This is a genomic window from Lewinella sp. (assembly GCF_050633125.1).
Lineage (GTDB): Bacteria > Bacteroidota > Bacteroidia > Chitinophagales > Saprospiraceae > Lewinella.
Map to the genome: position 1 here is coordinate 115,093 of NZ_JBOEFX010000008.1, position 14,373 is coordinate 129,465.

Annotated in this window: 10 protein-coding genes; all 10 read left to right on the top strand. The window is 47.7% G+C overall.

Going from position 1 to position 14,373, the window contains the following annotated elements:
* Window positions 1-78: 78 nt before the first annotated feature.
* The 10 genes from ACRBG0_RS01790 to ACRBG0_RS01835 all read left to right on the top strand — a co-directional run bounded on the left by ACRBG0_RS01790 (window position 79) and on the right by ACRBG0_RS01835 (window position 14,366).
* Entirely contained in the window at window positions 79-1,290 is a 1,212-nt protein-coding gene (locus ACRBG0_RS01790) for a glycoside hydrolase family 88 protein (RefSeq protein ID WP_431485216.1), read from the top strand.
* 17 nt (window positions 1,291-1,307) lie between these two features.
* Entirely contained in the window at window positions 1,308-3,782 is a 2,475-nt protein-coding gene (locus ACRBG0_RS01795) for a glycoside hydrolase family 2 protein (protein WP_431485217.1), read from the top strand.
* Complete coding sequence (locus tag ACRBG0_RS01800; RefSeq protein ID WP_431485218.1) at window positions 3,769-4,749, top strand: DUF4861 family protein; 981 nt, start codon at window positions 3,769-3,771, stop codon at window positions 4,747-4,749. The genes ACRBG0_RS01795 and ACRBG0_RS01800 overlap by 14 nt, the downstream gene beginning before the upstream one ends.
* On the top strand, window positions 4,736-5,950 hold the full coding sequence (locus ACRBG0_RS01805) for an alginate lyase family protein (protein ID WP_431485219.1): 1,215 nt from the start codon (window positions 4,736-4,738) through the stop codon (window positions 5,948-5,950). The genes ACRBG0_RS01800 and ACRBG0_RS01805 overlap by 14 nt, the downstream gene beginning before the upstream one ends.
* The gene (locus ACRBG0_RS01810; protein ID WP_431485220.1) at window positions 5,943-7,133 is read left to right on the top strand and encodes an alginate lyase family protein; all 1,191 of its coding nucleotides are present in this window, start codon (window positions 5,943-5,945) and stop codon (window positions 7,131-7,133) included. Before ACRBG0_RS01805 ends, ACRBG0_RS01810 begins: the two co-directional genes overlap by 8 nt.
* Window positions 7,134-7,400: 267 nt before the next feature.
* Window positions 7,401-9,902, top strand: coding sequence for a fibronectin type III domain-containing protein (locus tag ACRBG0_RS01815; RefSeq protein ID WP_431485221.1), 2,502 nt, complete (start codon window positions 7,401-7,403; stop codon window positions 9,900-9,902).
* 42 nt (window positions 9,903-9,944) lie between these two features.
* Window positions 9,945-10,742 (top strand): SDR family oxidoreductase, encoded by a 798-nt coding sequence (locus ACRBG0_RS01820; protein ID WP_431485222.1) that lies wholly within the window; start codon window positions 9,945-9,947, stop codon window positions 10,740-10,742.
* 9 nt (window positions 10,743-10,751) lie between these two features.
* Window positions 10,752-11,930 (top strand): mannonate dehydratase, encoded by a 1,179-nt coding sequence (uxuA, locus tag ACRBG0_RS01825; protein WP_431485223.1) that lies wholly within the window; start codon window positions 10,752-10,754, stop codon window positions 11,928-11,930.
* A gap of 9 nt (window positions 11,931-11,939) precedes the next feature.
* Window positions 11,940-13,337, top strand: coding sequence for a glucuronate isomerase (gene uxaC, locus ACRBG0_RS01830; protein WP_431485224.1), 1,398 nt, complete (start codon window positions 11,940-11,942; stop codon window positions 13,335-13,337).
* A 54-nt stretch (window positions 13,338-13,391) separates the two neighbouring features.
* Complete coding sequence (locus tag ACRBG0_RS01835) at window positions 13,392-14,366, top strand: TRAP transporter substrate-binding protein (RefSeq protein WP_431485225.1); 975 nt, start codon at window positions 13,392-13,394, stop codon at window positions 14,364-14,366.
* Window positions 14,367-14,373: the final 7 nt, after the last annotated feature.

Genomic DNA, 14,373 nt, shown 5'->3' on the forward strand with positions numbered 1-14,373 from the left:
TGGGTACCTTTTGAAGGCAGACCATTTATAACCATTTGGTCTGCCTTCATTTTTTGTATTGAATTTAGTCTATCTGTCATGAAAATAGTACCAGTATTTCTTTTTTCGTTAGCCCTTTTGCTAGTCAATGCCTGCCAATTGGCTACAGCTGAGTCTGCAGCAGCTGAATCCGTACAGGTAGCGAAAAATGACCGGTTGCAGGAGTTGTCCGATAAAATGGTGGCTTATCTTCCCCAATTACCACTGGATTCTGTCCATATTCCACGCACCATTGAGAACGGAAAAATGAAAGGTACCCGCTCCAAAAGCTGGACCAGTGGTTTCTTTCCTGGTGTGCTCTGGCAACTGTACGATGCAGGCCGGCAGGATGTCATTAAGGAAGCTGCCCTGAACTGGCAGTCTTTTGTAGAAAAAGAGAAGTACGACAGCACCACGCATGATTTGGGCTTTAAGCTCTATTGTAGCTTTGGGCAAGCTTATCGCATCACAGGTGACGAGCATTTTAAAGACGTATTTCTAACCGCAGCCAACACCCTCAGTACGCGATACAACGCTACAGTCGGTGCGCTCCGTTCTTGGGATCACCACGAACACCTTTGGGCTTTTCCGGTCATTATCGACAATATGATGAACCTGGAGATGCTTTACGAAGCTACCCGCTTGACGGGAGATTCGAGCTATTATCATATTGCTACCCAGCATGCTGAAACGACACTAAAAAACCACTTTCGTGGCGACAACAGCTCCTACCACGTAGTTTCCTACAATCCTCTTACGGGAGAAGTAGAACAAAAAAACACCCACCAAGGCTACAGCCACGAGTCGGCCTGGAGTCGTGGGCAAGCTTGGGGACTTTATGGCTACACCGTAGCTTATCGCTACACCAAGCAACCGGAATTTTTGGCACAAGCTCAGAAGATAGCGGACTTTATCTTCACTCATCCGAACCTACCCGAAGACCTTATCCCTTATTGGGATTTTGATGCGCCAAATATTCCCGACGAGCCCAGAGACGTTTCGGCTGCTGCTGTGGCTGCCTCTGGACTTTTTGAGTTGAGTACCTATGACCAGGAAAACGCTTCGCGCTATCTCGGTTGGGCCAACCAGATTCTGAACAGTTTAGAAAAAGAAGAATACCAAAGTAATACGGCGCCTTTCTTTTTAAAGCACAGTGTGGGGAGTATCCCCGGAGAGTTTGAGATGGATGCTCCGATCATTTACGCCGAATATTTTTACTTGGAAGCGCTGCGTCGGAGCGATAATTTTGTAGGTAACACAAAAGCAAATTGAGCAAGAATAACGGATCAATGAAAAACAAGGTATCTCTATTTCTGGGCCTAGTAGGGCTTTTTTATATTCTTTCCAGCAGCAACATTGGGGCCTTTCTGCAGCCATTACAGGAACGGATTCGGGAAAATATCAATGCGGATTGGCAGTATCTCCCTGACAACACCCAGGACGTTGATCAGTTGAAAGATAAAACGAATTGGCAAGCAATTGATTTGCCTCACACGTGGAATCAGTGGGATGCCTTAGACTTTGAGCCAGGGTACCGTCGGGATGCTGGCTGGTACCAAAAGGAAATTTTCCTCAGCGACTATGACCAGGCAGAATACCTGCTTTATTTTGAAGGAGCTAACATCAGCACCGAGGTTTACGTCAATGGCGCATTGGCGGGCACCCACGTCGGAGGCTACGTTGGGTTTGAGGTAAACATCACACCCTATGTTCGCCGGGCCCAAAAGAATACCATCAGTATTCGGGTAGATAATAGTTACAACCCTAATGTTATTCCTTCGCAGAAGGCTGATTTCTTCATCTTCGGTGGAATCACTCGTGATTTGTGGTTGGAAATTGTACCGCAAATACGGCTACAGGATATAAAAGTGAGTACGCCAAGTGTAAGTCTAGCCAAAGCAGAGACCATCTTAGAGGTTAGTTTGCCAGAGGGAGTAATGCTTACAAAAGACTACGAGGTAAGCGCAAAAATTATCGCCAGTGATAAGCAGGTAGTGGCAGAAAAAACCTTTGCTGGTACAAGCCTCAATGACAAGCAAGCATTGGTGATGCCGGTAGTGGATCAACCACAACTTTGGTCACCAGATCACCCAAACCTTTATCAGGTGGCGGTTCAATTATTGAGGAATGGCCGTGTTTTAGATGAAAAAACAACAACCATAGGCTATCGTTGGTACCATTTTGAGCAGCATGGAGCCTTTTATTTGAATGGCGAAAGATTGCTCTTGCGCGGCACCCATCGGCACGAAGAACACGCTGGCTACGGCGCCGCAATGCCCAATGAGCAGCATCGCAAAGACATCGCGCAGATCAAAGAGATGGGGGCCAACTTTATTCGCCTTGGGCATTATCCTCAAGACCCGGAAATCTACCGCGCGTGCAATGAGTTGGGCTTGATTGTCTGGGATGAGCTGCCTTGGTGCCGTGGAGGAATGGGGGAGAGCGAATGGCAAGCCAATACCGAGCGCTTGCTCCTGGAGCAGATTCAGCAAAACTATAATCACCCCAGCATCATGTTCTGGGCCTTGGGGAATGAAATTTACTGGCTGCCAGATTTTGAAAATGGCGACGATGAAGAGCGGCTGAATGCCTACGTTACCAAACTCAATAACCTCGCCCACAAGGCAGATCCTTATCGCCTGACGTCCTTGCGGAAATACTATGCAGGTGCTGACTTGGTAGACGTTTTTTCACCATCCATCTGGTCGGGTTGGTATGCTGGTGTTTATACCAATTACAAAAACACCCTGACCCAAAATCAGAAAAAATACGCGCAGTTCCTCCACATGGAGTACGGTGGATCAAGTCATGTGGGCCGCCATACAGAAAACCCCATCACCGGAGAAGGCGCACTGAGTGACGACGACTGGGCGGAAGTCGCCAATCAGGTCAATGTTGAAAATGTGGCCAAAAAGGGAGACTGGACGGAAAATTACATCGTCGATCTTTTCGATTACTACCTCAGCGTGACCGAAACCCAGCCCAATTTTGCGGGAAATGCCCAATGGGCTTTCAAAGATTTTGGTACCCCGTTGCGACCCCAAAATGCCATCCCTTACCTCAATCAAAAAGGCTTGGTAGACCGTGATGGTAATCCCAAAGATGCCTATTACGTATACAAAAGCTATTGGGGGAAAACCCCTTTTGTATACATAGAATCGCACACCTGGACCTATCGCCGTGGCCCGGAAGGCAAAGCCCGTAATATCTCGGTCTATAGTAATTGCGAAACAGTAGAATTAATTCATAACGGCCAAAAACTAGGGCGTAAAAATCGCGTTCTGGGGCAGCTCCCTGCTGGCGGTCTGAACTGGGATGTGAGTTTCACGGCTGGTGAAAATACGCTCATCGCGGTAGGTTTTGCTCCCGATGGCAGCAGCACTTCGGATACGCTAACTATTACCTATGATTTCCAACAAGCCGGCAAAGCCGATAATATCCAGTTGAGTAAAAAAACACTACCCAATGGAAATTTTTTGGTGGAGGCAGTAATGCTCGATAAAAGCGGTGTTCGCGTACTCGATTACGAAGAAGAAATCTACTTCACCTGCGATGGTGCGGGTACTTTGCTTCGCCATTATGGAACCCCCACCCGCAGTCAGGTACTACAAATGGCGAACGGACGGGCAGCTATCGAATTGACACCAGAGGAGTCTGGGCGAGCCATCATCGAAGCACGGAATCAAGATTTCAAAGGCAGTTATTTGGTCATTGATTTTACCAAAGAAAACGCCGCTAAAACGAAAGACAATGAAACAGAATAAACTACTGTTATGGCTGTTGATAGCGGCCCAGTTTTCTTGCGCCCCTCCACCTGCGGAGGAAGGGAATCAGACAGCAGAAACTGCTGCTACCAAAAAGACCCAGGCATTACTTCTGACCCAGGATTTTCCTTTTGATCCTGCGGATAAAGACAAAGTAACTGGCGATTACGTGGCACAAACCCGTATTGTTGTTCCCTCCAATCTGGCGACCCAGAGCAAGTGGATCATGTTTGAGGGGCCCGTTTTAGAAAACGACCTCATTGCTTACCGCTACTATGCCGACAGCCGTCATCGCTTTGATATTTACGGTAAAACCGTAACCGACCTTGTGATGGATACGGTGAGTTGGCAATACCACGATATCATGAATTGGGGTTCGGACGTGCTCAAGGTGGGAAACTCCCTCGGCCTTGGCAGTCCGGCTATTTGGCACCAGGATTCGTTGTATACCCTTTCGGAATGTACAGCGAAAACCATCGAGGTGATCGAGAATGGCGATGATCGTTCGCTTATTCGGACCACTTTCGACGGATTGAAAATAGGGGAGGAGACCCTCGATCTTATCCAAGACTGGAGCCTGGATGCTGGAGTATCGTGGTCGGAAATACACCTTTATTTGAAAAACGGAACCTTGCCTGAAGGGATGTTTTTTGCTACTGGTTTTGTCAAGCATTTACCTGAGTTGACTATCGGAAATACGGATACTTACGCTTATTTGATGAACTGGGGGGAACAGTCGTTTCACCACGAAAATATGGGTATGGCTGTTTTGGCCGAAAAGGTTTATCAGCCTGTTTCGATCGAGGATGAATGGAGTCACGTTTATATTTTCGAAAAAGCACCACAAGAAATTCGCTACCGTTTCCTCGCTGCTTGGGAACGAGATAATAGCGGAGTGAAAGATGCCGAAGGCTTCCGCCATTTAGTGGAGCAATCTGGAAAAACGCAGCGTGATGGCCAGAAGTAAAAAACAGTACAAAAGTTCAACTTGGTTCTTACGCAATAGAAAGGACCATCGCAAAAATAAGACCTTCGGTTTGCTAATTTTAATGATTGGCTTGTGCTTGCCCAACTGTACAAACCAAGAAAAAGAAGTAGAGCTGCCTTTCAACGATAAGGCAATTGTCGCTCAGGCCGATGAATACCTGGATGAAGCTCCCATCACCATCACCGCTTTTCCAGCCGAGCGAAGTGCAGGCGGAGTAAATGACTACTTTTCAGAGGGTTCCTACTGGTGGCCTGATCCTGAAAATCCAGATGGCCCTTACATTCGTAAAGACGGCCAACGTAATCCCAATAACTTCGGTGCTCATAAAAAAGCCCTCAAGCAAATGGTGGAATGGGTGACCACCCTCACCGCCGCTTACCAAATCACGGCGGATGAAAAGTATGCACAGCAGGCTATTCGCCATTTGACAGCATGGTTTGTAGCCCCTGTCACTCGTATGAACCCCAATTTGCTGTACGGCCAAGCCATTCACGGCATAAGCACGGGACGAGGCATTGGTATCATCGATACCCTAGGCTTGATTAATGTTTCCTTGAGCATCCGACTATTGGTCGCCGCAGGAAAATTAGGCGGCGAGAATTACACCGCTATCCAGCAATGGTTCAGTGACTATGGTGATTGGCTCACCACTCATCCTTATGGGATAGAAGAGCGCGATAACAATAACAACCACAGCACTTGGTGGGGGGCGCAAGTAGCAGCCTATGCACTGGTGGCTCAGCGGGAAGACCTCTTGGTAATCAGCCGCGAACAATTCAAAAAGCAACTTGATCTTCAGATGGCGGCTGATGGTAGTTTCCCAGATGAATTGGGACGTACCAAGCCGTTTCACTACACCAGCTATAACCTGCGGGGCTGGACAACATTTTGCCAACTTGCTTCTACGGCAGAAGAAAACCTGTGGACTTACGAAAGCAAAAACGGCAACTTGAAAAAAGCATTGGAATTTGTCCTTCCCTATTTGGAAACACCTGCTAGTTGGCCCTATCTCACCCACTTGGAAACCAGCCTCCATGTGAGTCGGAATGATTATCTGGTTTTTGCATATTGGAGCTCAGGGGAGGAGAAATACCTTGACTTTTGGCACCAATTGCCTCAGGGAGAAGACGATCATCACGCAAATTTGGTGCTATGGCAAAATAAGACCTTGAATGAATAATAGTTATCTCATCGCACTCTTCAGTGTATTGTTGTTGACAACTTGCAACGAAAAGTTAGCACCAGTCAAGGATACTTCTACCTCGGTAGTAGAGCTTGGCCTTGATTTTAACAAAGAACAAATTATTGCTACGGCGGACAGCTATCTCGCGCAAGCGCCTGTACCCATCACCAGTGCTACTTGCTCGCGCAGCGCTGGGGGTATCCACGATTTTTATTCCGAAGGTGATTACTGGTGGCCCAACCCAGAAGACCCGGAAGGCCCCTATATTCGTCGGGATGGGAAAACTAACCCGGAAAATTTTATTGCCCACCGACAGTCCATGCGCAACCTCAACCGCTGGGTAGCTGCGTTGGTAGCCGCCTACGAAATTACGGGTGATGAAAAATATGCAGCTCATGCGCTACAGCACCTGAATGCTTTCTTTCTCGATCCGGCAACGCTGATGAATCCCAATTTGCTGTATGCCCAGGCCATCAAAGGCAAGGTTACGGGGCGCGGAATAGGTATCATTGATACGATCCATTTGATTGAGGTCACCAAGGCCATTGAAATCCTTGCCCAGCGTGGGTATTTAAAAGGAAAACCACTGACCGGACTGAAAGAATGGTTTGCCGCTTACGCTACCTGGATGAATACCCACCCTTACGGCCTCGACGAAAAGGACCACGGCAACAATCACAGCACCTGGTGGGCTGCCCAAATAGCAGCTTTCGCTCAATTGACGGGGCGGGAAGATTTGAAGGGAGTAGCCCGTCAGCAGTTCAAAAAACTCCTTGCTGCGCAGATGGCACCAGACGGTAGTTTTCCTGAAGAAATGGAAAGAACCAAGCCTTATAATTATACCCTTTTTAATTTGGAGGGGTATGCAGTGCTCTGTGAATTGGCCTCTACACCTAACGACAACCTGTGGAATTACGAAGGTCCAAACGGCAGTATCCGCAAAGCCTGGGATTTTATGCTTCCTTACATAAATGATAAATCAACGTGGATCAAAGCACCCGATGTGCAGCATTTTGATGAATTGCCCATCCAGACGACGGGTTTGTTACTGGCGGCCAGAGCTTATGATGATGCCGAAATGCTAGCCATTTGGCAACAGCTTGACCCCACCCGCAAGTCGGAAGAGATCAATCGCAATTATCCTGTTCGGGAACCGACCCTGTGGGTGGCGACACAATAAGTGCTTGAAAACCAAAAGAACTCAGTGTCTCCTGACCAGCTTGCAGAACACTTGACGATTTGGCTGTAAAAAAACTATGTTATTCCGCGTCTAAGGAACAGCACGAAAATAAAATGCGATTCGCTTCGCGGCTACTTCGTGGTTTGTTTTTATAATAGTTAAATAAACGCTTCATTTTGAGTGTTTTAACTGTTTAAAAACCTCAGGAAAATCGTCATTTATTTTCTGCGCAATACTAATGGATTTTACAAAGAGAAATTAAACGAAATGATGAAAAAATACCTCCTTCTTAGTTTGCTCTGCTCCAGTAGTCTGTTGCTCCGGGCACAGGTAAACTGTTCTGCGACAGCAGCAGCAGGAAGTGGCTATCCGGTCTTTCTGGCAGCAGGCCTTGATATAGAAACACCAGATTGTGAACACACAACGTTCGGACCACACATCACACAAGCCTACGACGAAAATTTGGAGCGTAACGTCTTTGTTTTTCATAGCCACATCGTGGAAGACAACGACCGCTGCCAGGTTTTCGATCGGGTACGTATGGAAGTAAAAGGTGGGCCTAACACCAGTACGGAACTACAGCACAACTTGGGAGGAACCTCTCACTATCGGTGGAAATTCAGGGTTGACGAAAACTTTGTGGGCGCTTCTTCTTTCTGTCATATTTTTCAGAACAAAATCTTCGGCGGAGCAGATAGTGGGTTTCCGGTTATTACCCTTACACTTCGTGCGGATAAGCTGGAGGCGCGGCATAATGGAGGTGATACAGGAGCTGACCTTGGAGTGTTAGCTGAGGCTGATCTTGATCACTTTCGCGGTAAATGGGTGGAAGGCTATCTACGTCAGGTACACCGCGAAGACGGCGCTATCTTCTTGACACTTAAAGACATGAATACGGGCATCACGCTGCTTTCTTACGAAAATAACAACATCGACTTGTGGCGGGATGGTGCAGAATACAGTCGCCCCAAGTGGGGAATGTATCGTTTGAAAGGCGGCAGCCTGCAAGATGAAGAAATACGCTTTGCAGACTTCTGTGTTTCGGAAGTAGAGGAGGAGCTGTGCCCGGAAGAGGCTGTATTGGTGCCCGATACGGTTGCGCCTACTGCTCCATTGAATTTAGCAGCCTCGAATGTTACGATCACAAGCGTGGACCTTAGTTGGTTGGCTGCTACCGACGAATATGGCGTAACGGCTTACGATGTTCTTCAAGACGGAATGGTTGTTGAGACGGTGACCGGATTAACAGCCACAATCAATGATCTGATAGGATCTACCACATACACCTTTACCGTCCAGGCGCGCGACGAGGCGGGTAATGTTTCCGCCGCTAGCAATGCCGTCACGATCACCACCGATTTGACTACGGCTTTGCCCGATCCGGCCAGTGCGCCTAGCCCAGGAAATGGTGCTACGAACGTGAGTAACGCTACCAATTTGAGTTGGTTGGCTGGCGGAAATACCGGTGATTTTGAACTCTATTTTGGTACGACTAATTCTCCCCCGTTGGTGAGTACTCAGAATACGACCACTTATTTGCCAACTTTGGCACCTAACACGACCTATTTTTGGAAAATCATAGCGCTCAACGAAAACGGAGCCACCGAGGGGCCACTATGGTCATTTACCACCGGCGAACTCAATAGTGATATGCCTTGGGAAGTGTACCGGGCCGATGCGCGGCCAGAAGTAGAAACCAATTTTTTTGCACTCAATGCCGCCCCTGCTGTCCCTCCTGTGGATGAAATAGTAGCCGACCCCAATGGGGCCGATAATCGCTATTTCGGTTTCCGTAGTAATAGCAGTGAAAACTTTCGCTGGCGCTATGAACTTGAAAGTACCGACACTGTCTATACCATTGTTGCCCGCCTCAAAGCAGTAAGTCCGGACGTGAATGGTGTCTGCTATTTTGATATACGTATCGGTGGCTGGCGCCAAAAAGTAAGAATCAATCAATCTACGATCAAGCTGGAAAAGTCGTCGCCAGTAGCGGAACAAGAGGTGCCTTTTAACTGGAACAATGAACTACACATAATGCGCATGACCGTCAATGGTAGCCAGACTACTATTTATGTGGATGAAAACCCCGTTCCTCTGGTAAGTGGAATAAGCAATGAGCAAAGTGCCATTAGTTTCTTCGAGTGGGGAAAGTCAGGTGGAGCAGATTATGGCGCTTATATAGATTGGTTAGCAGTAGATAAAACAGGTGTTTACGCTCCGGGAGAGGGTACGCCTCTACCTGCGGATTTGTTTCTAAGTAGTGATGCTACGTTAGCTACTTTAATAGTAAATGGAACACCTGTAACAGGTTTTACACCTTATCAACTGGCATATACGGTAGAGTTGGCAACAACAGAAGTACCGACGCTGACTTATATGCCCCGTTCGCAATTAGCAACGGCGACTGCTATAAACCCCTCGACTGTCCCGAATACTGAAGCTACGGTGACTGTTACTGCCCAAGATGGGTTGACGGTAAAAACCTATACCATTGATTATATAGGTGCCACTGCTGTGGAATCTCCTGTTACGGATTTACAGTTACAGGTGTTTCCTAATCCGGTGCGGGAGCAGTTGCAGATTGTACTTTCAGAAACAGAGGCTGCTACGGGTACTATTTTTAGCCTGAATGGTCAGGTGATGAAAGATGGTTTACTTTTACGAAATGGCACCTTGGTCGATGTTTCAACCTGGCCGAGAGGCGTCTACGTTTTAACTGCTTATACTTCCAGTAACACCTCTTCGGAGATCAAATTTGTTTTGGAGTAACTTTAGGAATAGCACAATTTATTTTTTGCGCAATAAAAGGATATGAAAGATAAAGTAGCCGTCATCACCGGCGGAAATGGGACACTAGGTAGTGCTTTTGCAAAAGGTTTTGCAGAAGCAGGAGCCACGGTTTTTATTTTGGGCCGAAATGCAGAAAAATCTGCTGCCAGGGTTGCCGAATTTAAAGAATTGGGCTTAACCATCCATGCGATTACTTGTGATGTACTCAAGGAAGATTCCGTCAACAAAGCCGCCGAGCAAGTCATTGCTAAAGCTGGGCATGTCGATGTTTTGGTAAACGGTGCTGGGGGCAATCGTTCAGGAGCAACCATTATGCCTGAGCAGACGATCTTCGATATGCCCATTGATGAGTTTCGCAAGGTCAATGACCTCAATTTGGCTGGTACGGTACTGCCTTCGGTGGTTTTTGCCCGACTTATGGCTGAACGGGGGCAGGGGTGTATCGTCAATATTTCATCGATGGCGGCTCAGCTACCCCTTACGCGGGTAGTGGGGTATTCGGCGTCAAAGGCGGCGGTCGATAATTTTACTCGCTGGCTAGCGGTCGAGCTGGCAGTGAAGTACGGTGGAGGAATTAGGGTCAACGCCATTGCGCCCGGCTTTTTTATCGCCGAGCAAAATCGCAGTTTACTGCTAAAAGAAGACAATACGCTCACCGACCGTGGGAATACGATAATCAATCAAACACCCATGCGCCGCTTTGGCGAACCCGACGAGTTGATTAGTACACTTCTGTGGTTGTGCGATGATCGTTCGGCTTTCGTTACCGGAATTGTGGTGCCAGTAGATGGTGGATTTAGTGCATTTAGCGGTGTATAAAAGATAACTATGAAGCATTTAGAACAAACCTGGCGTTGGTACGGACCCAATGATCCGGTAAGCCTGGCAGACATTCGGCAAGCGGGAGCTACGGGCATCGTTACGGCTTTGCATCATATCCCTAGTGGAGACGTTTGGCCGGTGGCAGAAATTCAAAAACGGAAACAAGAATTGGAGGACAACGGCCTGCGCTGGTCGGTGGTAGAGAGTATTCCTGTACACGAAGACATCAAACGGGCAACGGGCGATTACCAGCGTTACATCACCAATTATCAGCAAAGTATACGCAACCTCGCGACTTGTGGTATATCTATCGTGACCTACAACTTTATGCCCGTGCTCGACTGGTCGCGCACCGAGTTGTATCATCCTATGCCAGATGGGTCTACAGGCCTTTATTTTGAAAAAGCAGCTTTTGCAGCTTTCGATTTATTCCTACTGAAGCGTGCTGGAGCAGAGGCAGATTATAGTGCTGAAGAACAGCAGAAAGCAGCAGCTGTTTTCGCAAAGATGGACGAAGCAGCCCGCCAGAAATTGGTGAAGAACATTATCGCCGGCTTGCCTGGCGGAACGACAGAAGGTGTACTGGATCTCGAAAGATTTCGTGCCATTTTGGACACCTATAGTGGCATTGATGCCGATAAACTACGAGGAAACCTCATTTACTTTTTACAGCAGATCACTCCCGTAGCGGAGGAAGTAGGGGTAAAGTTGGCTATCCATCCGGATGACCCACCGTTCCCTCTTTTGGGTTTGCCCAGAGTGGTGAGTACCGCCCAAGATGTACAGAAGCTGATGCAAACCGTTGCGTCCCCCTGTAATGGTTTGTGCTTCTGTACGGGGTCTTTTGGGGTACGCCCTGATAATGACCTGCCAGGTATGGTAGATCAATTTGGCGAACGTATTCATTTTATCCACTTGCGTGCCACCAAGCGTGATGCCGAGGGCAACTTCTTTGAGGCCAACCACCTCGAAGGCGATGTGGATATGTATGTTGTAATGAAAAACCTGCTCCGGGCGGCGCACCAGCAAGGTGTAAACATCCCCATGCGCCCGGATCATGGCCATCAGATGCTGGATGACTTGCGTAAACAAACCAATCCCGGTTACTCGGGCATCGGTCGCTTGCGTGGGCTGGCGGAGTTGCGTGGGTTAGAAATGGGCATTTTAAGATCAGCGGAAAGTTAAACTAGTCACATGAAACCATTTTTGAACGAAAATTTCCTTTTAGAAAGCGCTACTGCTGAACGCTTGTATCACGAGTATGCACGCGAACAACCCATCATTGATTATCACAATCATTTGTCTCCACAAGAAATTGCAGAAGACAAGCATTTTTCGACCATTACGGAAGTTTGGCTCAAAGGCGACCATTACAAATGGCGGGCTATGCGAGCCAATGGTATCTCCGAGACCTTCATTACTGGAGACGCTGATGATCGCGAGAAATTTTTAAAATGGGCAGAGACTGTGCCTTATACCCTGCGCAACCCACTCTATCATTGGACGCACCTGGAATTGCAACGGTATTTTGGTATCAATGATTTACTCAGCGCAACGACTGGGGAGGCTATTTACGAGCAGACAAATACAGTGCTGGCTACGCCAAAATTTGCCGTTAGTGGCCTTTTGGCGAAGATGAAAGTAGAAATCGTTTGTACCACTGATCACCCTACCGATGATTTAGCATTTCACCGCTTGCACGCGGAAGCCGGACGAAGTTTGAAGATGCTGCCCACTTTCAGGCCCGACAAATTTCTGGTGGTTGATGGTGCTGATTTTCTTCTCTTTTTGACCAAATTGGAAGCCATCATTGGTACATCCATCAATACTTTTGATCAACTACTGGCCGCCCTTGAAAATAGGATCGACTACTTTGCTGCACACGGTTGCCAATTGGCCGACCATGGCTTAGGCCAGCTTTATCCCATTGATTTCGGAACAGTCAAGCTAGATGATGTGCTGGTTAAAGCAAAAAATAAGCAGTCTTTGGCCTCCGAGGAGGTAGAAGCCTTCCAGATGGCAGCCCTCCATGAACTAGGAAAAATGTATCACCAGCGTAATTGGACGATGCAGTTGCACCTGGGGGCTATTCGCGACAACAATCAGCGTTTGCTAAAAAGCATCGGTGCTGACGTTGGCTGCGACAGTATAGGAGATTTTGATCAAGCCCGTGGGCTGGCAGCTTTTCTGAACCGATTGGACACAGAAGACAAATTGGCTAAAACCATCCTCTATAACCTCAATCCTCGCGACAATGAAGTATTCGCGACAATGGCAGGGAACTACAACGATGGTACGTTAGCTGGAAAAATTCAGTGGGGCTCGGCTTGGTGGTTTCTCGATCAGAAGGATGGTATGGAGAAGCAGCTCAATACACTATCGCAACTAGGTTTGCTCAGTCGATTTATTGGTATGCTTACGGACAGCAGGAGTTTTTTGTCCTTCCCAAGGCATGAATATTTTCGGCGTATTCTGTGCAATCTCCTAGGCGATGATGTAGAGCAAGGACTACTACCGAATGATCTGCCTTGGCTGGGTGGAGTTGTAGAAGACATCTGCTATCGTAACGCCAAGAAATTCTTTGATTTTTAATAAGGAACAGCACGAAAATCGCATTTTATTTTCTGCGCAATACTTAGGAAGAATATGAAATATTGCTTTTATCTGTTGGTCTTTACATTCCTACTCATGGCGGGGTCTTGTGAGAAATTGGGAACAGCCAAGGTGGTTTACCTGGCGCATACATTGCCAATTACGCACCCTGTACACCAGGGGATGGAGGTTTTTGCTGCTAGCGTAGAAGAACAGTCGGGCGGCGCTCTAACGGTAAAGATTTTCCCCGACGGGCAGCTGGGCACAGAACGGGAAGTACTAGAGTTACTACAAATTGGTAGTATCGCGATGACCAAGGTGAGTGCCGCTGCTATGGCCAATTTCGCACCAGAATACCAGGTGATGGGCGTCCCTTATCTCTTTCGCAACAAGGATCACTTTTTTTCGGTGTTGGAAGGCCCAACGGGCGAGGCCATCCTCGAAGCGGGCAGCGAGTACCTTCTCAAAGGCTTATGTTTCTACGATGCCGGTAGCCGTAGCTTTTACACCAAAAAGAAACCCATCCGGACGCCAGAGGATTTGAAAGGATTGAAAATACGGGTGATGAGCCACCAGATGTCTGTAGACATGGTCAACGAAATGGGAGGCTCCGCTACGCCTATGGCTTATAGTGAATTGTATACTGCATTGCAGCAAGGGGTAGTGGATGGTGCGGAAAACAACCCGCCTTCTTTTGTGACCTCAGGGCATTACGAAGTATGCAAATTCTATACCCTCGATGAACACAGCTCTATCCCCGATGTGCTGGTGATGGGTACGAAATATTGGGATACCCTGGAAGCGCAAGAACAAGAATGGTTGCGCGCTGCGGCCAAAGTTTCGGCCACTGCGCAGAAGCAGTTTTGGGAAGACAATGTAGCGGAATGTATGGCCAAGTTGAAAGCTGAAAATGTAGAAATCATCCGTCCTGAAAAAAGCTTGTTTGCGAATAAGACACAAGCCGTTTTGGAGGAGTTTAGCAAAGACCCGCGCATGAGAAAGTTGGTAGAGGAAATTCAGGCACAATAATAAGAAC